At 64.7% G+C, this 21,856-nt stretch carries 22 protein-coding genes and 3 tRNA genes; 21 read left to right on the top strand and 4 right to left on the bottom strand.

Annotation, left to right across the window (positions count from 1 at the left end; translation table 11 throughout):
- Positions 1-21 precede the first annotated feature (21 nt).
- The 18 genes from KTQ36_RS03380 to KTQ36_RS03295 all read left to right on the top strand — a co-directional run bounded on the left by KTQ36_RS03380 (position 22) and on the right by KTQ36_RS03295 (position 16,207).
- Positions 22-759, top strand: coding sequence for a 16S rRNA (uracil(1498)-N(3))-methyltransferase (locus tag KTQ36_RS03380; RefSeq protein ID WP_218632338.1), 738 nt, complete (start codon positions 22-24; stop codon positions 757-759).
- 37 nt (positions 760-796) lie between these two features.
- Entirely contained in the window at positions 797-2,167 is a 1,371-nt protein-coding gene (locus tag KTQ36_RS03375) for a glutamate--cysteine ligase (protein WP_218632337.1), read from the top strand.
- A gap of 159 nt (positions 2,168-2,326) precedes the next feature.
- Positions 2,327-4,606, top strand: a complete 2,280-nt coding sequence (locus KTQ36_RS03370; protein ID WP_218632336.1) for a TonB-dependent receptor — start codon at positions 2,327-2,329, stop codon at positions 4,604-4,606.
- A 75-nt stretch (positions 4,607-4,681) separates the two neighbouring features.
- Positions 4,682-5,635: a prolyl aminopeptidase gene (gene pip / locus KTQ36_RS03365; RefSeq protein ID WP_218632335.1), complete on the top strand. Its 954-nt coding sequence runs from the start codon at positions 4,682-4,684 to the stop codon at positions 5,633-5,635.
- A gap of 52 nt (positions 5,636-5,687) precedes the next feature.
- A tRNA-Gly gene (locus tag KTQ36_RS03360) sits at positions 5,688-5,761 on the top strand.
- A 190-nt stretch (positions 5,762-5,951) separates the two neighbouring features.
- Positions 5,952-6,037 (top strand) — tRNA-Tyr (locus tag KTQ36_RS03355).
- A gap of 203 nt (positions 6,038-6,240) precedes the next feature.
- Complete coding sequence (locus KTQ36_RS03350) at positions 6,241-6,810, top strand: helix-turn-helix domain-containing protein (protein WP_218632334.1); 570 nt, start codon at positions 6,241-6,243, stop codon at positions 6,808-6,810.
- 60 nt (positions 6,811-6,870) lie between these two features.
- Entirely contained in the window at positions 6,871-7,221 is a 351-nt protein-coding gene (locus tag KTQ36_RS03345) for a hypothetical protein (protein WP_218632333.1), read from the top strand.
- A gap of 39 nt (positions 7,222-7,260) precedes the next feature.
- Positions 7,261-7,713 carry a hypothetical protein gene (locus tag KTQ36_RS03340; RefSeq protein WP_218632332.1) on the top strand — a complete coding sequence of 151 codons (453 nt, stop codon included), beginning with the start codon at positions 7,261-7,263 and terminating at the stop codon, positions 7,711-7,713.
- A 33-nt stretch (positions 7,714-7,746) separates the two neighbouring features.
- Entirely contained in the window at positions 7,747-8,742 is a 996-nt protein-coding gene (locus KTQ36_RS03335; RefSeq protein WP_218632331.1) for a sensor histidine kinase, read from the top strand.
- Positions 8,743-8,858: 116 nt separating this feature from the next.
- Entirely contained in the window at positions 8,859-9,887 is a 1,029-nt protein-coding gene (locus KTQ36_RS03330) for a substrate-binding domain-containing protein (protein WP_218632330.1), read from the top strand.
- 20 nt (positions 9,888-9,907) lie between these two features.
- Entirely contained in the window at positions 9,908-11,287 is a 1,380-nt protein-coding gene (gene pstC, locus KTQ36_RS03325; RefSeq protein ID WP_218632329.1) for a phosphate ABC transporter permease subunit PstC, read from the top strand.
- A complete protein-coding gene (gene pstA / locus KTQ36_RS03320; protein ID WP_255554179.1) occupies positions 11,280-12,539 on the top strand; it encodes a phosphate ABC transporter permease PstA in 1,260 nt (419 codons plus the stop codon). Before pstC ends, pstA begins: the two co-directional genes overlap by 8 nt.
- 11 nt (positions 12,540-12,550) lie before the next feature.
- Positions 12,551-13,390, top strand: coding sequence for a phosphate ABC transporter ATP-binding protein PstB (pstB, locus tag KTQ36_RS03315; protein ID WP_218632328.1), 840 nt, complete (start codon positions 12,551-12,553; stop codon positions 13,388-13,390).
- Positions 13,391-13,403: 13 nt separating this feature from the next.
- Positions 13,404-14,084, top strand: a complete 681-nt coding sequence (gene phoU, locus KTQ36_RS03310; RefSeq protein WP_218632327.1) for a phosphate signaling complex protein PhoU — start codon at positions 13,404-13,406, stop codon at positions 14,082-14,084.
- Positions 14,085-14,106: 22 nt separating this feature from the next.
- Positions 14,107-14,805, top strand: coding sequence for a phosphate regulon transcriptional regulator PhoB (gene phoB, locus KTQ36_RS03305; RefSeq protein WP_218632326.1), 699 nt, complete (start codon positions 14,107-14,109; stop codon positions 14,803-14,805).
- A gap of 38 nt (positions 14,806-14,843) precedes the next feature.
- Positions 14,844-15,587, top strand: coding sequence for a 23S rRNA (guanosine(2251)-2'-O)-methyltransferase RlmB (gene rlmB / locus KTQ36_RS03300; RefSeq protein WP_218632325.1), 744 nt, complete (start codon positions 14,844-14,846; stop codon positions 15,585-15,587).
- Complete coding sequence (locus KTQ36_RS03295) at positions 15,587-16,207, top strand: DNA-3-methyladenine glycosylase family protein (protein WP_218632324.1); 621 nt, start codon at positions 15,587-15,589, stop codon at positions 16,205-16,207. Before rlmB ends, KTQ36_RS03295 begins: the two co-directional genes overlap by 1 nt.
- Before the next feature lie 4 nt (positions 16,208-16,211).
- On the opposite strand, the gene KTQ36_RS03290 is transcribed toward KTQ36_RS03295, so the two are convergent.
- The 3 genes from KTQ36_RS03290 to KTQ36_RS03280 are packed head-to-tail and all read right to left on the bottom strand — an operon-like array spanning position 16,212 to position 18,796.
- Positions 16,212-17,465: a hypothetical protein gene (locus tag KTQ36_RS03290; protein WP_218632323.1), complete on the bottom strand. Its 1,254-nt coding sequence runs from the start codon at positions 17,463-17,465 to the stop codon at positions 16,212-16,214.
- Positions 17,466-17,518: 53 nt separating this feature from the next.
- On the bottom strand, positions 17,519-18,214 hold the full coding sequence (locus KTQ36_RS03285; RefSeq protein ID WP_218632322.1) for a pirin family protein: 696 nt from the start codon (positions 18,212-18,214) through the stop codon (positions 17,519-17,521).
- 57 nt (positions 18,215-18,271) lie between these two features.
- Entirely contained in the window at positions 18,272-18,796 is a 525-nt protein-coding gene (locus tag KTQ36_RS03280) for a gamma carbonic anhydrase family protein (protein WP_218632321.1), read from the bottom strand.
- Between the two features lie 143 nt (positions 18,797-18,939).
- Between KTQ36_RS03280 and KTQ36_RS03275 the strand changes: the two genes are divergently transcribed.
- Positions 18,940-19,242: a PilZ domain-containing protein gene (locus tag KTQ36_RS03275; RefSeq protein ID WP_218632320.1), complete on the top strand. Its 303-nt coding sequence runs from the start codon at positions 18,940-18,942 to the stop codon at positions 19,240-19,242.
- Positions 19,243-19,270: 28 nt separating this feature from the next.
- On the opposite strand, the gene KTQ36_RS03270 is transcribed toward KTQ36_RS03275, so the two are convergent.
- Positions 19,271-19,357 (bottom strand) — tRNA-Leu (locus tag KTQ36_RS03270).
- Between the two features lie 133 nt (positions 19,358-19,490).
- Between KTQ36_RS03270 and KTQ36_RS03265 the strand changes: the two genes are divergently transcribed.
- Both KTQ36_RS03265 and KTQ36_RS03260 read left to right on the top strand, forming a co-directional pair.
- Positions 19,491-20,831, top strand: coding sequence for an MFS transporter (locus tag KTQ36_RS03265; protein ID WP_218632319.1), 1,341 nt, complete (start codon positions 19,491-19,493; stop codon positions 20,829-20,831).
- Positions 20,832-20,905: 74 nt separating this feature from the next.
- Positions 20,906-21,850, top strand: a complete 945-nt coding sequence (locus KTQ36_RS03260) for a complex I NDUFA9 subunit family protein (protein ID WP_255554175.1) — start codon at positions 20,906-20,908, stop codon at positions 21,848-21,850.
- Positions 21,851-21,856 lie beyond the last annotated feature (6 nt).

Here is a 21,856-nt window from a genome sequence, read left to right as displayed (position 1 = left end):
CCCCTTGGATTAGGTGGAGGCATGATCGCAACCCCCGCATGGCCGCCAAAATCGACCCCGCGCCTGTTCGTCGAGCAGGATCTGGCCGAGGGCCAGGGCGTAATGGTCGAGGGCAATGCCGCCCATTATCTCGGCAAGGTCATGCGCAAGGGCGTTGGCGACCCGGTACTGCTGTTCAACGGACGCGACGGCGAATGGCTCGCGACGATCGCGGAGGCGGGGAAGAAGCGGCTGGCGCTGGCGCTCGATCGGCAGACGAAGGAGCAGGAAATGACGCCCGACGTCACCCTCGCCTTCGCGCCGATCAAGAAAGGGCGGATCGAGTTCCTCGTCGAAAAGGCGGTCGAGTTGGGCGCGGACAGGCTCCAGCCGGTGATTATGAACCGCTCGGTCGTCGACAAGATCAACCTCGACAAGATGCGCGCCTATATCGTCGAGGCTGCCGAGCAGTGTGGCCGCACCTCGGTCGCAGAGATTGCAGAGCCTATGAAGCTCGATGCTTTCCTGAAGGTCCGCGAGCCGTCGGTCCCGCTCTATTTCTGTGACGAGGAAGGCGGTACACCGGCACCCGAAGCTTACGGTCCGCCTCCCGCGACGATCCTCGTGGGGCCCGAGGGCGGGTTTACGGACGAAGAGCGCGCGGCGATCCGCGCGGCGCCGGGCGCAACCGCCATCTCGCTTGGCCCGCGCATTCTTCGCGCCGAGACCGCTTCCCTCGCGGCACTCGCCACCTATATGGCCCGAACCGACTGGAAATGACTTCCGGTTGCACCATGCAACCTGTAGGGCAGCCCGCATGACGACGCGTACCGACCTTTCCGAAAGCCCGCCCATCGAAGGTCGCGACGACCTCTTGTCGGTTTTTTCCGGTGGCGAAAAGCCCAAGGACAAATGGCTAATCGGCACCGAGCACGAGAAGTTCGTCTACAGCTGCAAGGATCATCACGCGCCGTCGTGGGAAGAGGATGGCGGGATCCGCGACCTGCTGATGGCGATGACCGAATTCGGGTGGAAGCCGGTCATCGAGGATGAGAAGGTCATCGCGCTCGTGGGCGAAGACGGGACCATCAGCCTCGAACCCTCGGGCCAGCTCGAACTGTCGGGTGCCGCGCTCGACAATTTGCACCTCACCTGCGCTGAGGCCGCGCGCCACCTGCGCCAGGTCAAGGCGGTCGGGGAGAAACTGGATCTCGGTTTCTTGGGGCTCGGCATGTGGCCCGACAAGGCCCGCGACGACCTCGCCTGGATGCCCAAGGGCCGCTACGCGATCATGCGCCGCTACATGCCGACCAAGGGCGACCTCGGCCTCGACATGATGCAGCGCACCTGCACCATCCAGACCAACCTCGATTATTCGAGCGAAGCGGACATGGTCGCCAAGTTCCGCGTCGGCCTCGCGCTACAGCCGGTCGCGACCGCGCTCTTCGCCAACTCGCCCTTCACCGAGGGCAAGCCCAACGGCTATCTCTCCTTCCGCAGTCACATCTGGGAAGACACCGACCCCGATCGCACCGGCATGTTGCCGTTCGTGTTCGAAGACGGGTTCGGCTACGAACGCTGGGCGGACTATATCCTCGACGTGCCGATGTACTTCGTGTTTCGCGACGGCATCAATCACGACGTTGCCGGCAAGAGCTTTCGCGACTTTCTCGACCGCCGGCTCGAAGGCTTCGAAGGCGAGACGCCGACCATGGCCGACTGGACCGACCATATGTCGACCGCCTTCCCCGAAGTGCGGCTCAAGAGCTTTCTCGAAATGCGCGGAGCGGACGGCGGGCCGTGGAGCCGGATTTGCGCGCTTCCCGCATTGTGGGTCGGCCTCCTCTACGACAGCGGTGCGCTCGACGCGGCCTGGGACTTGGTCAAAAACTGGACCATCGAAGAGCGCGAAGCGCTGCGTAGCGCGGTGCCCAAGCTTGCGCTCAAGGCGCCGACGCCCGACGGGCGGACCATGCGCGAGCTCGCAAGCGACGTTCTCGACATTGCCGCATCGGGCCTGCAGGCGCGCGGGCGGACGAATGGCGCGGGCGACACCGAAGTCGGCTTCCTCGACCCGCTGCGTGATGTGGTCGCAAGCGGCATGACGCCTGCCGATCGCCTGCTCGAGCGCTATCACGGTGAATGGGATGGCGACATTTCGCGAATTTATGCTGAAGAGAGCTTCTAGCGCGCCAAATGTCGGCGATGCGACATTGCCACGCTTGCGGTGAATAATTCGCAGCAGCTAACCGCCTTTATTGACTCTCAAGTCAGTTTTCTTACAGCGGCGCCGTGAAGGGCGGCCGTGGGGGGCGCCCATCTGAAAAACCACAAGGAAATCCGGACGATGCGCCGCACCCAGCTCCTTTCGACCGTCGCACTGGCGACGAGCCTTTCCTTCGTTCCGACCACTGCCTTCGCGCAGGACGCCGGTGCCGAAGAACCCGCCGCCCAGGACGATAGCGAAGGCCTCGACGTCATCGTCGTGACCGCCACGCGTCGCAGCGAGAATCTTCAGGACATTCCGCTGTCGGTCGCGACCGTCGATGACGACACGCTGAGCGCGATCAACTCGGGCGGTGCGGACATTCGCGGCCTTGCCGGTCGCGTGCCCTCGCTCAACATCGAAAGCTCGTTCGGCCGGACCTTCCCGCGCTTCTACATCCGCGGCCTCGGCAACACCGACTTCGACCTCAACGCGTCGCAGCCGGTCAGCCTGATCTACGACGAGGTCGTCCTCGAAAACCCGATCCTCAAGGGTTTCCCCGTGTTCGATATGGACCGTGTTGAAGTCCTCCGCGGCCCCCAAGGCACCACCTTTGGCCGCAATACGCCGGCTGGGATCGTGAAGTTCGACACGGTTCGTCCGGGTGATGGCCGCAGTTACGTGAAGGCCAGCTACGGCCGCTACGACAGCGTCAACCTCGAAGCGGCCGCCGACGGCCAGCTCACCAACGACCTGGCCGTTCGCGTCTCGGGCATGTTCCAGAGCCGCGACGACTGGATCAACAACATCGCCACCACGCAGGACGGCGATCTTGGCGGCTTCAACGAGTTCGCCGCGCGCGTCCAGCTCGCCTACGAACCGCATGACGATCTTGCGATCCGCCTGACCGGTCAGCATCGCGACCTCAACGGCAGCGCCCGCGCCTTCCGCGCCAACCTGTTCAATACCGGTTCGAACGAGCTGGTCGGCCTCGACGGCGGGGACTTCGAGCGCGACCAGATCTGGACCGACGCCAAGAACTTCCAGACGCTGCGCACCAAGAACATCTCGCTCGCGGTCGAAACCGGCTTCGGCGAGAATGCCCGCCTCTACTCGATCACCAGCTACTGGCACGGCAAGCTCGAAAGCCGCGGGGACATCGACGGCGGTTTCGGCGCAGTCTTCCTGCCCGAGAGCGGCCCGGGCTTCATTCCCTTCCCGGCGCAGAGCCAGGACAACATCCCCGATCTCGACCAGTTCACGCAGGAAGTCCGCATCGCGTCGGATTATGCTTCGGGCCTGAACTATCAGGCGGGCGTGTTCTTCTTTGACGAAAACCTGTCGATCGAAAGCTTCGACTTCTCCAACCCGCAGGACACCGCACCCGCCGCGATCGTCAACCAGCTGCAGACCTCGAATGCGCTCGGCGTGTTCGGCTCGCTCAGCTACGCGTTCGACAACGGGCTCACCCTCCAGGGTGGCCTGCGCTGGAACCAGGACGAGAAGAAGCTGGTCGCCGACCGCCTGTTCGACGCGCGTCCCGGCTTCGTCGGTGGCGGCCCGGTTCCCGAAAGCACGACCTTCGTCGAAGACGAGGTGCTGACGTGGGACGCGAGCGCGATCTACGAGATCAACCCGGACGTGAACGTCTACGCCCGCGTCGCGAAGGGCTATCGCGCCCCGGCGATCCAGGGCCGTATCCTGTTCGACCGTGACGTGACCACGGCCGACAGCGAAGAGACGATGAGCTACGAAGCCGGCGTCAAGACCGTGCTGCTCGACAATCGCGTGCGCTTCAACCTGACCGGCTATTATTTCGAAACCGACAACCTCCAGCTGTCGGCAGTCGGCGGGGCGGCCAACGCCAACCTGCTGCTCAATGCCGACAAGGTCGAGGGCAAGGGCTTCGAAGCCGAACTGCAGGCGCGCCCGGCGCGTGGCCTGACCTTCACCGCAGGCGTCAGCTATAACGACACCGAAATCCAGGACAGCGGCCTGACGGTCGAAACGTGCGGCGCACCCTGCACCGTCACCGACCCGATCGCAGTCCCGGCGGCGCCGTTCCAGCCGGCCATCGTGTTTATCGACGGCAACGCGCTGCCGCAGGCGCCCAAGTGGACGCTCAACTTCACCGCCGGTTACGCGCATCCGGTCGGCAACGGCGAAATCTACGCCTTCACCGACTGGTATCATCGTTCGAAGATCAACTTCTTCCTCTACGAAGCGGTTGAATTCTCGGACGACAAACTGACCGAAGGCGGCGTGCGTCTCGGCTATCGCAACGACAAGTTCGACATTGCCGGCTTCGTCCGCAACATCACCGACGACGAAAGCGCGGTGAGCGGCATCGACTTCAACAACCTGACCGGCATGGTCAACGAACCGCGTATCTATGGCGTCGAGTTTGGCGTGAAGTTCTAAGCCCTCACCATGGGCTTGCCAAAGGGGCGGCGGTGCGCGAGGCATATCGCCGCCCTTTTCGTTTCGGAGCCCTCGATGACCCAACGCCGCACCTTCTACCCCCACATCATGCCCTACGAGACCGGGCATCTCGACGTCGGTGACGGGCACAGTCTTTATTACGAGCGGGTCGGCACGCCGGGCGCCAAGCCCGCCGTCTTCCTGCATGGCGGGCCTGGTGGCGGCTTCGGCGACGATAATCGCCGCTGCTGGAACCCCGAGAAATATGACGTCCTGTTGTTCGAACAGCGCGGGTGCGGGCGCTCGACGCCCTTCGCCAGCCTCGAGCACAATACGACCTGGGACCTCGTCGCGGATATCGAGAAGCTGCGCGAGATGTGCGGGCACGAGAAATGGCAGGTGTTCGGCGGCAGCTGGGGCTCGACGCTGAGCCTTGCCTATGCCCAGACCCATCCCGACCGCGTCACCGAACTGATCCTGCGCGGCATCTTCCTGTCGAGCCAGAAGGAACATGACTGGCTGTTCACCTATGGCGCGAGCGAGCTTTACCCCGAGGCGTGGGAGACGTTCATGGCGCCGATCGCGGGCCACACGGAGAAGGACAATGTCACGGCCTATCGCAAGATCCTGACCGGAGACGATCACGAGAAGAAGGTCGAGGCGGCCAAGGCCTGGTCGGGCTGGGAAGCGTCGACCGTCACGTTGCTGCCGCAGCCCGACGTGATGGACCATTTCACCGATGCCGAATTCGCGATCGCGATCGCCCGGATCGAGAATCACTATTTCATCCATGATTGCTGGCTGGAAGAGAACCAGCTGCTGCGCGACGCCGAGAAGATCCGTCACATCCCCGGTGTGATCGTCCAGGGCCGGCACGATTGCTGCACGCCGCCAGCTGCCGCCTGGGCGCTCAGCAAGGCATGGCCCGAGGCCGATCTCCAGATCGTGCCCGATGGCGGCCATCTCTATAATGAGCCGGGAATTCTCGACGGCCTCATCCGCGCGACCGACCGCTTCGCGGACCAGTAGTGCTTGACCAAGGCGGGCGCTCGGTGGCAGGGAGCCGCTCGCACCGACATGGGCGGGTGTAGCTCAATGGTAGAGCAGAAGCCTTCCAAGCTTACGACGAGGGTTCGATTCCCTTCACCCGCTCCATCGACTTTTCGTCCGGGGGACGAAAATCGGTGGAGCGCTGCGGCGTGGCGAAGCCGCCCGCAGGCGACTGCCAAGCGCCCACTCGAAATCCATTCGTGTGCAACATCGCTTAAGAAGCGCCTGAACGCCGCCGTACCCTGTTGACAGACAGGCCGTTGCCCGCCAAATGGCGCCCCTGCCTAGCACCTGTGGACAGGTGGCCGAGTGGTTAAAGGCAGCAGACTGTAAATCTGCCCGCGCAAGCGTACGCTGGTTCGAATCCAGCCCTGTCCACCATTTTCTCTTTAAGCAACGCCGTGCTTCGAGCCGCTCCATCTCTGTGATGCGAGCCTCTACAGGTGCTTTTTCCAATGCCCCCGTTGGCTTTTGTCGCGCGTTTAGGATATGAACACCGCTTCAGAATTAGCGGAAATCCGGCATTTAGGGTTAATGCGTTGGTATCCGAGTGAGGGCAACTCGGCAGTGGGCAGGGAATTTGTATGGGACTGGCCGTGAAGAAATCGGACGATGACTATCGCGACACATCGGCGCTCGTTGCTCAATTAAGCGAGGGGCAGCTGGAAGTGTTGCGCATGGTTGCCAATCACATGAATTCCAAGGAAATCGCCGCCGAGCTCGATATTTCGCCGCATACGGTCGACCAGCGGGCGCGTCAGGCGATCCAGATCCTCGGCGTCTCGCGCCGTCAGGAGGCCGCGCGCCTCGTGGTCCAAGTGGAAGGACCATCTCAACGGTTGATACATCAATCGCCGTACATTCCCGAAGCGACCGAATCGAGCCAATCCGAAAACACGGTTGGCACACAGATTCGGCACGCCAGCCGTGCAGGGGGGTCCGACTTTGCCGGGCTTCAAACCGAGCAAGGTTCGGCGCGTATTCGGACCTCCCTGCCTTTGCCGTTTGCAACAGGGAGTCAGCCTCGCAACGAGATGGGCGTCGGATTCCGACTGCTCTGGATTGTCCTCATCGCCATCGGCGCGCTGTTTTCGGCGGGCATGTACCTTGCCGGTCTCGAAAGCCTCGCTCGCCTGTTGGGAATTCAGGGCTAACCACTCGTTCGACGAACCGCTCCCGCTCCGCACAACGCGGACAGACTGGAGTGAAAAACCATGCGTAAGCAGATGATCGAAAACGCCGCCTACGAAGTCGGGACCCAGGTCCGTCTCGTGGAACAGAAAATCGAAAGCGCGCTTGAGGAGTTGGCCGAGCTGCAGATGCGGATGATCCGCGCCCGCGAGACTGCCAACGTCCCGACCGCCACCGGCCATCAGGCGCTCGAACAGGTCGCCCAGTCGCTTCAGGGTATGGTTGCCGCGCGCGGAAATGTCGCGATGGCTCACGCGATCTTGAAAGAAACCGCCCAGCACGTCCCCGGACTTCGCCATACCGTGATGTTCGGTGACGAGAGCGACACGCCGATGCCGACCCAGGGTCGCGCCGACCTTCGCGTCGTCGCCTGATCTCACTGAGACGCGGAAAACAGGAAGGTTCAGCCAGGCATGCTTCCCACCCTCTACTGGACCTTGCTGTTTTCGATTACGCTCTATGCTTTCCTCAAAGGCACAGGAGAGCATAAACTAGCTGCAGCAGGCTGCGTCGCAGCAACCGTTGCGACGCGCCTGCTCGTGTCTCCCGACGCGACCAAGTATAGCAGCATGGAATTCGGCGTTCTTGCCGTCGACGTGATGCTGTTCGGTCTTTTCCTTTTCATTGCCTTGCGATCGCAGCGCTTCTGGCCGTTGTGGATTGCCGGCTTTCATCTCGTGACCGTGTCGGCTCATGCCATTCGCGCGTTGAAGATGGATCTTATCCCGACCGCCTACGCGCTCGCCGTGCAGTTCTGGAGCTATCCGGTGCTGCTCTGCATCGGCATCGCCGTCTGGCGCTCGCAGCGTAGAGAGCTGCGCGCGATGGTCGAGGGCGACGAAGCCCCTCCCCCCGCAGCCGCCTAGTCCTTCGCGACGGGGCTCGCTAAGGGACGAGCCATGACCGAACGCGCCGCCCTTCTCGACGCCATCAGCGAACCGGCACTGCTGGTCCGCGGCCATCGTCTCGAACAGGCCAACCGGGCGGCACGCGACATCTTCGCGCGGCGATTGGTCCACAACGACATCCGCCTCGCCATCCGCCATCCCGCCGTGCTCGCCGCGATCGAGAGCGGCAAGGAAGCGAGCCTGGACGTCGAAGGCATTGGCGGCGTCGACCGTCCCTGGCGCGTCATCCTGACGCCGCTCGAGGACTCGACGCTCCTTATTCGAATGATCGATCGTGGAGCCTCCCGCGCGGCCGAGCGGATGCGCGTCGATTTCGTGGCGAATGCCAGTCACGAGTTGCGTACGCCCCTCACCACCATTCGCGGTTATGCCGAGACACTCGCCGACGATGCCGAGATCGACCCCGAACTCAGACAACGATTCGCCAAGACGATCGAGACCGAATCGATTCGAATGCTGCGGATCGTCGAGGACCTGATGGACCTGTCGCGCATCGAGGCGGACCGCTTCGTGCGCCCGCGCGATAAGGTCGACCTGCCCGCGCTGGTCGAGGATGCGGTCGATGCCAACCAGGATCTGGCGAATCGATCGCAATGTCGCGTGAGGACCGAAATGGCAGAGGACGTTCCTGCGATCGTGGGGGATGTCGGGCAGCTGCGGCAGGTGCTCGACAATCTGATCAGCAACGCGCTGCGCTATGGCTGCTCGCCGGAAAAGCCGGCGGTCGCGATCAGCGTTCGCAAGGAGGGGCGATTCGTGCGCCTGATCGTGCGCGACGAGGGCGAAGGCATTGCTGCGGACCACCTGCCGCGCCTGACCGAACGTTTTTATCGCGCCGATGAAGCGCGCAGCCGGGAGAGCGGGGGGACCGGTCTGGGCCTCGCGATCGTCAAGCATATCGTCGAGCGCCACAGGGGAATCTTGGACATCGCATCGAGCCCCGGGCACGGGACGACGGTCACGATCGCCTTGCCGCTGGCGGAATAAGCCGGGACCGGCGTCACGAAACTGTAACAAAAGCGTCACAACGACCACCGCAATGGCCGCTAGGCGGGTGCGTGCAAAGCCAACCCTCATCGAATTCCAAGGGAGTATTTCTTCCGATGAAAAAATCTCTGATTATCCTGCCGCTCGCGGCTGCCGTCGCGGCATGCGGTTCGGACGGCGGTTCGTCCGCGCTGAACCAGATCAAGGTGGTCGGCTCGTCGACCGTCTATCCGTTCACCACCGCGGTTGCCGAAAGCTTCCAGCGCGCCAACCCCGGCACCAGCGTGATCGTCGAATCGACCGGCACCGGGTCGGGCATGAAGCTGTTCTGCGCTGGCGTCGGTGAAGAGCATCCCGACATCGTCAACGCGTCGCGCCGCATGAAGAAGAGCGAATTCGACATGTGCGCCGAAGCGGGCGTCAACAACGTCATCGAAGTCGCCGTCGGCATTGACGGCCTGACCCTGATCCAGGCCAAGGGTGCCGATCCGATCGACCTGACCGTCGAAGACATCTACGCCGCGCTCGCCAAAGATCCCTATGGCGGCGAACAGACAGCGCAGAACTGGTCGGACGTCCGCGAAGGCCTTCCGAACATTCCCATCCGCGTCTACGGCCCGCCGCCCACGTCGGGTACGCGCGACAGCTTCGCCGAACTGATCCTCGAAGCCGGCTGCGCGTCGAATGACGACATGAAGGCGCTCAAGGAGAGCGACAAGAAGGCCTACGAGGCCACCTGTCACACGATCCGCGAAGACGGCGTCTTCATCGAAGCGGGCGAAAACGACAACCTGCTCGTGCAGAAGGTGTCGGCTGACGACGGCATGCTCGGCGTGCTCGGCTACAGCTTCCTCGAAGCCAACTCGGACAAGGTGCAGCCCGTGTCGATCGGTGGCGCAATGCCGAACACCGAGACGATTTCGTCGCTCGAATATCCGGGCGCGCGCAAGCTATTCATCTACGTGAAGGGCGAGCATGTCGAAGTGAAGCCCGCGATTCGCGACTTCCTCAACCTCTACGCCCAGTCGTGGGGTTCGGGCGGCATGCTCGAGCAGCGCGGCCTCGTTCCGCTTGCCGGCGACGACGCTGCCGCTTCGAACGACGCGGCCACCAACCTTACCACCCTTGACGGGTCGGAACTCTAAGTAGAAGGGCGACGGGCGCCATGTCTTTGTCCATTGCACTCGTCGCCATTCTCGGCGTTGCCGTCCTCGCCGCGCTCTTTGCCCATCGTCGGGCGAAAGGGCTTCGCGGGGACGGCCAGCGCTTGAACAGCCTGCCGGTCTACCACGCATTCTACGCCCTGCTCTGGGCGGCGTTACCGGCCCTCCTTCTCCTCGCCATCTGGGCGCCGATCCAGCAGGGCCTGGTCGAACAGGCGGTGCTTGCCAGCCCGCAGGGCATGGCGCTCCCCGACTTCGACCTGCAGCGGAACGCGATTCTCGCCGAAGCGCGCGATATCGCCTCGGGCGCGCGCAGCGTCGGTTTCAACAGCGAAGCGAGCGAAATCGCCCCCATCTATGCCGAGGCATCGTCGCGCTATGCAGCGCTCGGTGGCGGCATTGCATTCCTGCTCTCGCTCGGCGGCGCCTTCTTTGCGCTCCGGCGCATCGGCGTCGAATTCCGCGCCCGCACTGGCGTCGAACGCTGGGTGATGATCGTGCTGGTCGCGGCCTCGTTGATCGCGATCCTCACCACGCTGGGAATCGTCCTCTCGCTCTTGTTCGAGACCATCCGCTTCTTCGGCATGGTCAGCCCGACCGAATTCCTGTTCGGGACGCAGTGGTCGCCTCAAATTGCGATCCGCGCCGACCAGGCCGGCTCCTCAGGCGCGTTCGGATCGGTCCCGCTCTTCTGGGGCACGGTCTTCATCGGCGCGATCATCGCCATGATCGTCGCGATCCCGCTCGGCCTGATGAGCGCGATCTACCTCACCCAATATGCCCACGCGCGCGTGCGCGCCTGGCTCAAGCCTATCCTCGAGATCCTCGCTGGCGTGCCGACCGTCGTCTACGGCTACTTCGCCGCGCTGACCGTAGCGCCTGCCGTGCGCGATTTCGGCATGATGCTGGGCATTCCTTCGAGCTCTGAAAGCGCGCTCGCCGCGGGCCTCGTCATGGGCATCATGATCATCCCGTTCGTGTCCTCGATGGCCGATGACAGCATTGCAGCGGTCCCGCAGGCGATGAACGATGGCAGCCTAGCGCTAGGCGCGACCAAGTCGGAAACGATCAAGCGCGTCGTCCTGCCCGCCGCCCTCCCCGGCGTCGTCGGCGGCGTCCTCCTCGCAGTGAGCCGCGCGATCGGTGAAACCATGATCGTGGTGATGGCCGCAGGCCTTGCCGCCAACATGACCGCCAACCCGTTCAACAGCGTCACCACCGTGACGACCCAGATCGTCCAGCTGCTGACCGGAGACCAGGAATTCGACAGCGCCAAGACGCTCGCCGCCTTCGCGCTCGGTCTCGTCCTCTTCGTGATCACCTTGATCCTCAACCTCATCGCCTTGCGCGTCGTGCGCAAATATCGGGAAGCTTATGAGTAGCGCCACCGCCAGCAAGTGGACCGACGGGTCGATGGAGGCCCGCGTCAGGAAACGGTACGCCGCCGAACGACGCTTCAAGGCATTCGGCTTTGCCGCCGTCGCCGTCTCGGTCCTGTTCCTTGCCTTCCTGCTGGTCACCATGGCCGCCAAGGGCATCGGCGGGTTTACCCGCATGGAAACGTCGATTCAGCTCGACTTCCCGCGCTCGGCCGTCATGGTCGACCCTGCCTCCGTGCGGGGCCCGGGCGCGCAGGCGACGCTCGCCAACGCCGGGCTCGGCAAGCTGATCCGTGACAGTGCGACCGCGACCTATGGCGAGGAGATCGGCAAGGAGTTGTTCGGCGACGGTGCGCGGCGCGAGCTTGCGCAGCAGATCATCGACGACCCTTCGATGCTCGAACGACAGGTGACCGTCTCGCTTCCCGTGGCCAGCAATATCGACATCGCCGCCAAGAGCGACGGCGACGCCGCCAGCGAGGCACTGGTCGCCGAGATCGAAGCGGCAGGTGGCGAATTCTCGCGCCACTATAACGAGGACTTCCTCACCGCCTCCGACGCGACCGATCCGAGCGCGGTCGGGGTGTGGGGCGCGCTCAAGGGCAGCTTGCTGACCATCCTGGTGACGATGTCGCTTGCCTTCCCGATCGGCGTGCTTTCGGCCGTCTATCTCGAGGAATTCGCGCCTCGCAATCGCATCACCGACATGATCGAGGTCTCGATCAACAACCTGGCCGCGGTGCCCTCGATCATCTTCGGCCTGCTCGGGCTCGCCGTCTTCCTTAACTTCATGCACCTGCCGCGCTCCGCGCCGCTGGTCGGCGGCCTGACGCTCGCGCTGATGACCATGCCGGTCATCGTCATTGCGGGTCGCAATGCGATCAAGGCCGTGCCGCCTTCCATCCGCGACGCCGCGCTCGGCGTGGGCGCGTCGAAGATGCAGGTCGTCTTCCACCATGTCCTGCCGCTCGCGCTGCCCGGCATCCTGACCGGCACCATCATCGGCATGGCGCGCGCGCTCGGCGAAACCGCGCCGCTGCTGATGATCGGCATGCGCGCCTTCATCGCCTCGCCACCCGACACGATCACGTCGCCCGCGTCGGTGCTGCCCGTGCAGATCTTTCTCTGGTCCGATGAAGTCGATCGCGGCTTCGTCGAGAAGACCAGCGCCGCCATTATCGTCCTGCTCATCTTCATGCTGCTGATGAACGGGCTCGCCATCTATCTCCGCAACCGCTTCGAACGCCGCTGGTAGGCAGGAACATCATGAACGAGACCGCAACCCCGATCGACACCGACGCCCCAGACGTCTCCACGCCCGTGGCGCCCGACGATCTCGACGTCGGCAAGACGCCCAAGATGAAGGCCGAAGACGTCAACGTCTATTATGGCGACAAGCACGCCATCAAGGACGTGTCGATCAACATCCACGACGACAAGGTCACCGCCTTTATCGGCCCGTCGGGCTGCGGCAAGTCGACCTTCCTGCGGTGCATGAACCGCATGAACGACACCATCCCGATCGCCAAGGTGACCGGTCATATCGAGCTGGACGGCGAGGACATCTATTCCCCGCGCATGGACGTGGTGCAGCTGCGTGCGCGCGTCGGCATGGTGTTCCAGAAGCCCAACCCGTTCCCCAAGTCGATCTACGAGAATATCGCCTACGGCCCGCGTATCCACGGCCTCGCCTCGGGCAAGAGCGAGATGGACGCGATCGTCGAGAAGTCGCTGAAGCGCGCCGGCCTGTGGGATGAAGTCAAGGATCGCCTCGAAGATAGCGGCACCGCGCTTTCGGGCGGCCAGCAGCAGCGCCTGTGCATCGCGCGCGCCATCGCGGTCGACCCCGAAGTCATCCTGATGGACGAGCCCTGCTCGGCGCTCGACCCTATCGCCACTGCCAAGATCGAAGAGTTGATCCACGAACTGCGCGGCAAATATGCCATCGCGATCGTGACCCACAACATGCAGCAGGCCGCGCGCGTGTCGCAGCGAACCGCCTTCTTCCATCTCGGCGAGCTGGTCGAATATGGGCGCACCAGTGAGATCTTCACCAACCCGCGGGCCAAGCGCACGCAGGACTATATCACCGGTCGTTACGGCTGATCGGAGGGCAACGATGAACGAAGAAACCACCGCACATACGCTCAAGGCGTTCGACGACGATCTCAATCGCCTGCGCGCGCTCATCTCCGAGATGGGCGGCATGGCCGAACATGCTATCCGCGAAGCGATGCGCTGCCTCGTCCAGCGCGACGAGGAAACCGCCAAGCAGATCGTCAAGGACGACAAGAAGATCGACGCGCTCGAGATCGAGACCGAGCGCCGTGCGATCCAGCTGATCGCCCTGCGCGCGCCGATGGCCGCCGACCTTCGCGACGTGGTCGCCGCGCTCAAGATTTCGGGCGTCGTCGAGCGCATTGGCGACTATGCCAAGAATATCGCCAAGCGCGTGCCGCAGATGGAGAGCCGCAATATCGAGCCGCTCTCTCTGATGCCCGAAATGGCGCGCATCGCGACCGAGATGGTGCATGACGTCCTCAACGCCTTCGTCGAGCGTGATGCCGAAGCGGCGCGCGAGGTGTTCGAGCGCGACAAGAAGGTCGACGATTTCTACAACTCGATTTTCCGCACCCTGCTGACCCACATGATCGAAAATCCGCAGCAGATCACCGAGGCCGCGCATCTCCTGTTCGTGGCCAAGAATATCGAGCGCGTGGGCGATCACGCCACCAACATCGCCGAGATGGTCTACTACGCTGCCACTGGCGAAAACATGGCCGAGCGGCTGGGACAGTAATCGGCTGGGAGGGGCGGAGACGATGCAATCGAAGAAGCTCCTGCTGGTCGAAGATGACCGCAATCTTGCCGACCTGATCGGTTTCACCTTCGATCGCGACGGCTACGACGTCACGCGGACCGGCGATGGCGAGGAAGCACTGATCCTCGTGGAAGAGGTCAATCCCGACCTCATGATCCTCGACTGGATGATCGAGGGGATCAGCGGCATCGAGGTCTGCCGCCGCCTGCGCCGCAAGAAGGAAACCGCCAGCCTTCCCATCATCATCCTTACCGCGCGCGGCGAGGAAGAGGATCGCATTCGCGGGCTCGAGACCGGTGCCGACGATTATGTCACCAAGCCTTTCTCGCCCAAGGAACTGGTCGCGCGCGCCGGTGCAGTGCTGCGCCGCGTACGCCCGGCCATCGCCGCGGAAAAGCTGGACTATGCGGGCATCGAGATGGACCTCGCCGCCCACCGCGTGCGCCGCGACGGCAAGCCGATCGACGTCGGGCCGACCGAATATCGGCTGCTCAAGCATTTCATGGAAAACCCCGGCCGCGTCTTCTCGCGCCAGCAGTTGCTCGAAGCCGTCTGGCCGCACAGCGAGGACATCGAACTGCGCACGGTCGACGTCCACATCCGCCGCCTGCGCATCGCGCTCAGCGCCAATGGCGGCGACGACGTCATCCGCACCGTGCGCAGCGCCGGCTACGCGCTCGATGCGGAAGAGTTCGCCTAAGACTTGCCAGTCGGCCCTGAGGCAGGCAGAGCCTCGCCATGGCTCGCAAACGCAAGAATAGGGGTGGCGCAAACCCCAACCGGCCTCGGCTCTGGGGCAAGCACGCAGTCGCTGCCGCGCTCGACAATCCGGATCGCAAGGTCCTCAAGGCCTGGGCGACGCGCGAAGCGGCGAACTTCATGCAGTTCCCTAGCGACATCCCCGTCGTGATGGCCGAGGCGCCCGACCTTGCGCGGCTTGTTCCCGCCGATAGCCCGCACCAAGGGGTCGTCATCGAGTGCGAACCGCTCGAGGATGTCTGGCTAGGCGACGTGCTCGCCGAGGCGGGCGAGGAAGCGATCATCCTCGTGCTCGACCAGGTCACCGATCCGCACAATGTCGGCGCGATCCTGCGCTCGGCGGCTGCCTTCGACGTCGCTGCCATCGTCACGCAGGACCGCCATGCCCCGCCCGAGGGTGGCGCGCTGGCCAAGGCCGCCTCGGGCGCGCTCGAGACAATACCTTGGGTGCGCGTCGTCAACCTCAACCGCGCGCTGGAAGAGATGGCCGAGGCCGGTTTTTGGCGCATAGGTCTCGCCGGAGAGGCGGAGAGTACGCTTGCCGAAGCGCTCGGCCCGCCGCGCGTGGCGCTGGTGCTCGGCGCCGAAGGCCCCGGCATGCGTGCCAACGTGCGCGATCATTGCGACGCGCTCGCCAAGCTGCCCATCTCCGAGCAGATGGAAAGCCTCAACGTCTCCAACGCCGCCGCGATCTCGCTCTACGCCGCGCGGGTCGCACGCTAATGGTCGCTACGCAGGCCAGTCTCGACACAGCGCTCGATGCCATCGCAGGGGTCGAGCCGGCCTTCGCGAAGACCATGGAGCGCTTCGGCCGCCCGGAACCCCGCGTGCGACCGACGGGCCACGTCACGCTCCTGCGCACGATCGTCGGGCAGCAGGTGAGCGTCGCCGCCGCCAGTTCGATGTGGCGCAAGCTCGAGGCGAAGTATGGCGAGGACCCCGACCTGGCCGCGATGGCCGCCGCCAGCGACGAAGAGATGCGCGAAGCGGGCCTGTCACGCCAGAAGGCGGGCTATGCGCGCAGCCTCGCGCGCCTCGTCCTCGACGGCGAAGTCGATTTTGCCGCGCTGCCCGAAGACGACGAAGCCGCGATCGAGGAGCTCACCAAAATCAAGGGCATCGGACGCTGGTCGGCGGAAATCTACCTGCTGTTCTCCGAATGCCGTGCCGACGTCTTTCCCGCAGGCGATCTTGCCGTGCAGGTCGAACTGGGACGCATCCTTGGCCGTGAGGAACGGCCGCCCGAGAAGCTGGTGCGCCAATGGGCCGAGCCCTGGTCACCGCATCGCGGCGCCGCGGCGATCCTCGCCTGGCACAGCTACAACGCGGTGCCCCTCGACTAAAGCGCTACTGCCGTTTCAGTTCGAGATCGCGGATGATGCGCGGGCCCTGGTCGGCACGGATCGGCGCCATGCGACCGTCGCTGCCGCCCGTGCGCCCGATCAGCCACATGCCGTGCGCATCGGGTTTGTGCGCAGATGCCTGCCCGCCATGACGCACGCCGAGCGCCAGGATGGGAAGAAGAAGCTGACGCCCTTCGAAGATCACTGCCCGCGCCTTGTTCAGCGGCAGGAAGGCCTTCGCATCGAGACCGATCGCGGTCCCCGGAGGGATGGTCGTCGGTAGCGGCTTGTCCTCGGCATCGACGGGGCGCCCGAGAAACTCGTCGAAATCGTTCGCCTGTGTCCCGCTCGCGAAGAGGAAATCCTGCCGGATCGTCAGGCCCCTCGCCTCGCCATGCCCCTTGTTGGCAATCGTCATCCGGTAATCGAGCGCCAGGCCTTCCTCCGAGAAGACTGCGCGCACCGGCTCGACGTCGATCTCGAGGTCTGGCTTGAGCACCGACGACGTAATAACCCCCGCGGGTGCGGCGGGCGGCGCCTTGGGCGTTTCCGGCTGCGGCGGCGGTGGCGTGGGTGCGGGTCTAGGCGCGGGTTGCGGCGCGGGCGCGCGTTCGAGCGCGGGACCGCCTGCCAGCGCCAGTCCGCTCCGGCGGCGATGCCAGGCGAAGGCACCCGCCCCGATCAAAGCGAGCAACGCCAGAAGCCACGGCCAGGCCGCCGTCCCGCTTTCAGGCGGCGTGAAGCCTTCGGGTGGTGGCGGCAGGTCGACGGGCGCACCCCGCTCTTCCGGCACGACTGCGCCCGGGTTGATCCGCGTCGGCGGCACCGGGGTCAGGCGACCGGACGAGCCGGCACTGCCGGGGGGCGGCGGCTCGGGGCGGCTGATGGGCGAATTGGTCCGCGCGGGCGGCGGCGAGCCGGTCGAGGACGGGCGGGTCGGCGCGGTCGAGGGCGGCGGCGTTGGTGCAGGCGTCGGCGCAGGCGTGGCGCGCGGCGCAGGCGTCGGTCCGCCAAGCGAAAAGTCGCGCAGCGAGTCGGGGCCGACGGCGCTGTCCCCGCTCCCCCGCTGGCCCGAGGGCGGGATAGCGACGATGCCGCCCGAAGGCGTCGGCGACGGTGTCGGCGCGGGCGTCGCATTGGGCAGGACGATCGGGCCCGGAATGGCCGTATCCTGGTCGCCATCTTGCGCACGCGCCTCAGGGGCGACGAGAAGGGCGACGGCGGACATGCCGGCCAGCAGGGTCGATACGCGAGTCATGGACTTGAGCGCACACAGCCTTATCAGGCCGCCCTGTCAACAGGGTGAACGCCCTATGCCGCGTCGACCAGGACGAGTTCCGCCGACTCATCGCCTGCAACGATCTCGATCCGCTCCTCGCCCGTGATCGCCACGCCGTCGCGCGGACCTGCCTCGACGCCATTGATCGTCACCGGTGCAGAGGACACGAGATAGAGGTGTCGCTCGGGATTGGCGGCGTGCACGATCGAGCCACCGGGTGGCAGCGTCGCGCCGTGGATCGTCGCATCGGCCTTGATGGTCAGCGCGCCATCATCCTCGCTCCCGCTCGCGAGCAGCTGGAATGCGCCTTCGCGCTCCTCCTTGGGAAAGGGCATCTGACCCCAGCCCGGTTGCGCACCGCGCTCGTCCGTTTCGATCCAGATCTGGAACAAGGTCGTTTCCTCGTCCTCCAGATTATATTCGCTGTGCACGACGCCGGTCCCGGCGCTCATCACTTGCACGTCACCGGCTCCGGTGCGGCCTTTGTTGCCCATCGAATCCTGATGCGTGATCGCGCCGGTGCGCACGTAGGTCACGATCTCCATGTCGCGATGCGGGTGCGGGGGAAAGCCGCTCTGCCCGGCAATCCGGTCGTCATTCCAGACGCGGATCTTGCCCCAGCCCATGCGGTCCGGGTCGTGATAGCTGGCAAAGCTGAAATGGTGGCGGGCATCGAGCCAGCCATGGTTGGCATGGCCCAGCGAAGCGAAGGGTCGGATGTCGATCATGACAAGGAAATGATGGAGGCGCGCAAAGGGTTCAAGACGCGCCGCCGTTCCTTGGTATCAGCGCTGTAACCTCAACCCGCGCGCATAGTGCGCCGCTTTCTCGGCATAGAGCGCGGCCGACCCGCGCAGCAACTCGACCTGCTCGTCGCCGAGCGTCCGGATCGCCTTGGCCGGCGCGCCCACGATCAGGCTGCGCGGCGGGAAACTCTTTTTCTCGGTCACCAGCGCCCCGGCACCGACGATCGACTGGCTTCCGATGACGGCACCATTGAGGATTCGCGCACCCATCCCGATCAGCGCCTCGTCCTCGACCGTGCAGCCGTGGAGGATCGCCTGGTGCCCGACGGTCACGCGCGCGCCGATCGTCAGCGGCGCGCCAGGGTCGGAATGCCCGATCACGCCGTCTTGGAAATTGGTTTCCTCGCCCAGAATGATCGGCGTGTTGTCGGCGCGGATCACGGCGTTGAACCAAACGCTCGCGCGCGCGCCAAGCCGGACATCGCCGATCAGGTCGGCCGAGGGTGCGGCCCAAGCGCCTTCGGCGAGCTGCGGGCTTGTACCGTCGAGTTCGTAGAGTGGCATGGCCTAGCCATAGCCGCCGCAAAATGACCGGTCGAGAGGCCCATCTTTACCTTTCGTTTACTCGGTCGATTTAATCCAGAAATATGTTCGGTCAGTAACGCGTATTTTTCGCAGTGTAATGAGAGCGGATCAGAACAATGGAAATGAGCAGCGGACGACGTCAGGAACGTAGGGCTATCACGGGCGACGTGCGGCTTCGCGCACGCGGCGGCTCGCGCTACCCTGCGGCCGTCTTCGACGTCTCGACCGGCGGTTGCCGCGTCGGCCTCGCGAAGACCATGAACCCCGGCGACACGATGTGGATCGGCCTTCCCGGGATCGAGCCGCTGCAGGCCACCATTCGTTGGACCGACGGCTGGACCGCAGGCGTCGAATTCGAACGCCCGATGCACCCCAGCGTGCTCGAACTCGTCGAAGACCGCATCCGCTGCAAACGCGGCGGCTAAAAGCCAACAATCCAAATCCGATTTGAAATGGTGCCCAGGAGAGGACTCGAACCTCCACGCCCTTTCGAGCGCCGCCACCTGAAGACGGTGCGTCTACCAATTCCGCCACCTGGGCACAGGAGCATCGCTCGGTAGGGGGCGGCGCTTAGGGCGTACGCGCCGATTCTGTCAACTGCTTCCGTCGCCGCATTTGCCTTTTCCCCACGCTCCGGCCATCGTCCCGCCGAGACATCGGGAGGGAGGCCCACATGATCCTGGACCAAAACAAGCCGTTGCGCCTGGGTATGATGGCGGCATTTTATTTCACCCAAGGCGTGCCCAACGGCCTGTTCCTCGTCGCGCTGCCCGCCTGGGTCGCGGCGAACGGCGGGACCGCGTTGCAGACCGCCGGGGTCGCAGCCTCCTATATGACCTTCTGGATCTGGAAGTGGATCACGGCCTTCGTCATGGACCGCTACACCTATCTGCCGATGGGTCGCCGCCGCGCCTGGATCATTGGTGCGCAGTCCATCCTGATGGCGACCTTCCTCGTCTCCGCCATTATCAATCCGCCTGCCGACGACATTGCCATGCTGTCGCTGCTCGGCCTCATCGCGGGCTTCGGCGCCTCGACGCAGGATGTCGGCATCGACGGGCTCGCGGTCGACATCCTGCGCGAGGACGAGCGCTCGATTGCCGCTGGCCTCATGTTCGGCTCGGGCCTGATCGGCATGTCGGTGTCGGGCATCGTCGGGGGACAATTGCTCGAAAATGTCGGCGCGTCCGCCGCCTACCTCGCCGCCGCGACCGCCGTCGGCGTCGTCCTCCTGCTCGGCATGCTGGTCAAGGAGCGCGAGGGCGAGAAGCGCTTCCCCTGGAACGAAGGCACCGCCCACCCGCGCAACCTCAATATCCAGGTCGAGGCTTGGGGCCCGCTGGTTCTCACCAGCATCAAGGCCATCCTCGTTCCGATGAGCATCGCGCTCGCCGTGTGCATGATGGTCGCCGCGGGTGCCAATGGCGTCGCCGACGCTTTCCACCCCATCCTCACCCAGCAAATCTCCGACTGGTCGGTGACCGAGCATACCAATGCCGTCTCCGGCTTCGGCCTCATCAGCGGGTTCATCGCCATGACGGTCGGCGGCTGGGCCATCTCCAAGATCGGCGAGCCGCGCGTCTTCCCGGTCCTGCTCGGTCTGTTCGCCGCGGTCGCGGTCGGCTTCGCGCTCATGCGCGGCAGCTGGACCGACAATAACATGCTCTACCCGCTCCTCTTCCTGTGGGGCCTGCTCGGCGTGCTGATCCAGGTCACCTTCATCCCGATCGCGATGCGCCTGTGCAATCCGTCGGTCGCCGCGACCCAGTTCACCATCTACATGGCGGTCGGCAATCTCGGCCGCCCGATCGGCGCCGGGGTCGCGGGCGGAATTGCCGCCGCCTACGAGCCGGAGCTGATCTACTTCGCGGTCGGCGGTGCCATGGCGGTTGCCGCCGTCATCGCCCTTGTCGCCAAATTCCCGTATAAGTCGGTCGCGGCGGTCGAGGCGGTGGAGCACGACACCGAGCAGGTCGAGGCGGAGCCCGTCCCCGACGTGCCCGCCACGCCCTGAAGACCCCCTTGCATTAGGGGGCCGTCTCGGGAAAAGGAGCGCCAACGCATTTCAGCCGTTGTCGGGATATGACCATGACCAACTCGAACCGCATCGTGACCGTCTTCGGAGGCGGCGGCTTTATCGGCATGCCGGTGTGCGAAGCGCTGCTCAAGCAGGGCGTCCGCCTCCGCGTGGCGCAGCGCCATCCCAAGCGCGCGCACGACCTCCAGCCATTGGGCGGGGTCGGACAGGTCATGCTGATGGCAGCCGACATCACCCGCCCCGACACGGTCGCGCGCGCGGTCGAGGGCGCGGATGCGGTCATCAACCTGGTCGGTACATTCGACGGTAATCTCGACGCCATCCACGTCACCGGCGCGAAGAATATCGCCGAAGCTGCAAAGAAGGCCGGTGCCTCCTCGCTGGTCCACTTGTCGGCGATCGGCGTCGACGAGGAAAGCGAAAGCCACTACTCGCGCACCAAGGCGCTGGGCGAGCAGGCGGTCCGCAAGGCCTATAAGGGCGCGACCATCATCAAGCCGAGCGTCGTGTTCGGCGCGAATGACGACTTCACCAACCGCTTCGCCAGCCTCGCGCGCTTCCCCATGCTTCCGGTGCTCAAGCCCGAGACGAAATTCCAGCCCGTGTGGGTCCGCGACCTTGCACTGGCCATCGCGGGCGCCGCGCTCGATCCCAAGACGCATGGCGGCAAGAGCTATGAGGTCGGCGGGCCCGAAGTCCTCACCATGCACGAACTCAACCGCAAGATCGCCGACATGGCCGGCCTCTCGCCCGCCATCGTCGACCTCCCCGATGCGGCGGGCAGCCTGATGAGCAAGTTCGGCTTCCTCCCCGGCGCGCCGATCACACGCGACCAGTGGATCATGCTGCAGTCCGATAATGTCGCGGCCAACAACAAGTGGGTGAAGGCGTTCGGCGTCGACCCGTCCAAGCTCGAGACCATCGCCCCGCGATGGCTCGGGCGCTTCACCCCGGGCGGTCGCTTCGCGCATCGCCGGTCCAGCGAGAACGCATAACCTTCC

Origin of the sequence: Sphingomicrobium clamense, assembly GCF_019264355.1 — a bacterium.
GTDB lineage: Bacteria > Pseudomonadota > Alphaproteobacteria > Sphingomonadales > Sphingomonadaceae > Sphingomicrobium > Sphingomicrobium clamense.
This window is presented reverse-complemented; position numbering and strand designations above follow the sequence as displayed.

Bases quoted from the DNA above. Each gene is read 5' to 3' on its own strand.
- KTQ36_RS03380 (WP_218632338.1), top strand. From the start codon at position 22: ATGATCGCAACCCCCGCATGGCCGCCAAAATCGACCCCGCGCCTGTTC.
- KTQ36_RS03375 (WP_218632337.1), top strand. From the start codon at position 797: ATGACGACGCGTACCGACCTTTCCGAAAGCCCGCCCATCGAAGGTCGC.
- KTQ36_RS03370 (WP_218632336.1), top strand. From the start codon at position 2,327: ATGCGCCGCACCCAGCTCCTTTCGACCGTCGCACTGGCGACGAGCCTT.
- pip (WP_218632335.1), top strand. From the start codon at position 4,682: ATGACCCAACGCCGCACCTTCTACCCCCACATCATGCCCTACGAGACC.
- KTQ36_RS03350 (WP_218632334.1), top strand. From the start codon at position 6,241: ATGGGACTGGCCGTGAAGAAATCGGACGATGACTATCGCGACACATCG.
- KTQ36_RS03345 (WP_218632333.1), top strand. From the start codon at position 6,871: ATGCGTAAGCAGATGATCGAAAACGCCGCCTACGAAGTCGGGACCCAG.
- KTQ36_RS03340 (WP_218632332.1), top strand. From the start codon at position 7,261: ATGCTTCCCACCCTCTACTGGACCTTGCTGTTTTCGATTACGCTCTAT.
- KTQ36_RS03335 (WP_218632331.1), top strand. From the start codon at position 7,747: ATGACCGAACGCGCCGCCCTTCTCGACGCCATCAGCGAACCGGCACTG.
- KTQ36_RS03330 (WP_218632330.1), top strand. From the start codon at position 8,859: ATGAAAAAATCTCTGATTATCCTGCCGCTCGCGGCTGCCGTCGCGGCA.
- pstC (WP_218632329.1), top strand. From the start codon at position 9,908: ATGTCTTTGTCCATTGCACTCGTCGCCATTCTCGGCGTTGCCGTCCTC.
- pstA (WP_255554179.1), top strand. From the start codon at position 11,280: ATGAGTAGCGCCACCGCCAGCAAGTGGACCGACGGGTCGATGGAGGCC.
- pstB (WP_218632328.1), top strand. From the start codon at position 12,551: ATGAACGAGACCGCAACCCCGATCGACACCGACGCCCCAGACGTCTCC.
- phoU (WP_218632327.1), top strand. From the start codon at position 13,404: ATGAACGAAGAAACCACCGCACATACGCTCAAGGCGTTCGACGACGAT.
- phoB (WP_218632326.1), top strand. From the start codon at position 14,107: ATGCAATCGAAGAAGCTCCTGCTGGTCGAAGATGACCGCAATCTTGCC.
- rlmB (WP_218632325.1), top strand. From the start codon at position 14,844: ATGGCTCGCAAACGCAAGAATAGGGGTGGCGCAAACCCCAACCGGCCT.
- KTQ36_RS03295 (WP_218632324.1), top strand. From the start codon at position 15,587: ATGGTCGCTACGCAGGCCAGTCTCGACACAGCGCTCGATGCCATCGCA.
- KTQ36_RS03290 (WP_218632323.1), bottom strand. From the start codon at position 17,465: ATGACTCGCGTATCGACCCTGCTGGCCGGCATGTCCGCCGTCGCCCTT.
- KTQ36_RS03285 (WP_218632322.1), bottom strand. From the start codon at position 18,214: ATGATCGACATCCGACCCTTCGCTTCGCTGGGCCATGCCAACCATGGC.
- KTQ36_RS03280 (WP_218632321.1), bottom strand. From the start codon at position 18,796: ATGCCACTCTACGAACTCGACGGTACAAGCCCGCAGCTCGCCGAAGGC.
- KTQ36_RS03275 (WP_218632320.1), top strand. From the start codon at position 18,940: ATGAGCAGCGGACGACGTCAGGAACGTAGGGCTATCACGGGCGACGTG.
- KTQ36_RS03265 (WP_218632319.1), top strand. From the start codon at position 19,491: ATGATCCTGGACCAAAACAAGCCGTTGCGCCTGGGTATGATGGCGGCA.
- KTQ36_RS03260 (WP_255554175.1), top strand. From the start codon at position 20,906: ATGACCAACTCGAACCGCATCGTGACCGTCTTCGGAGGCGGCGGCTTT.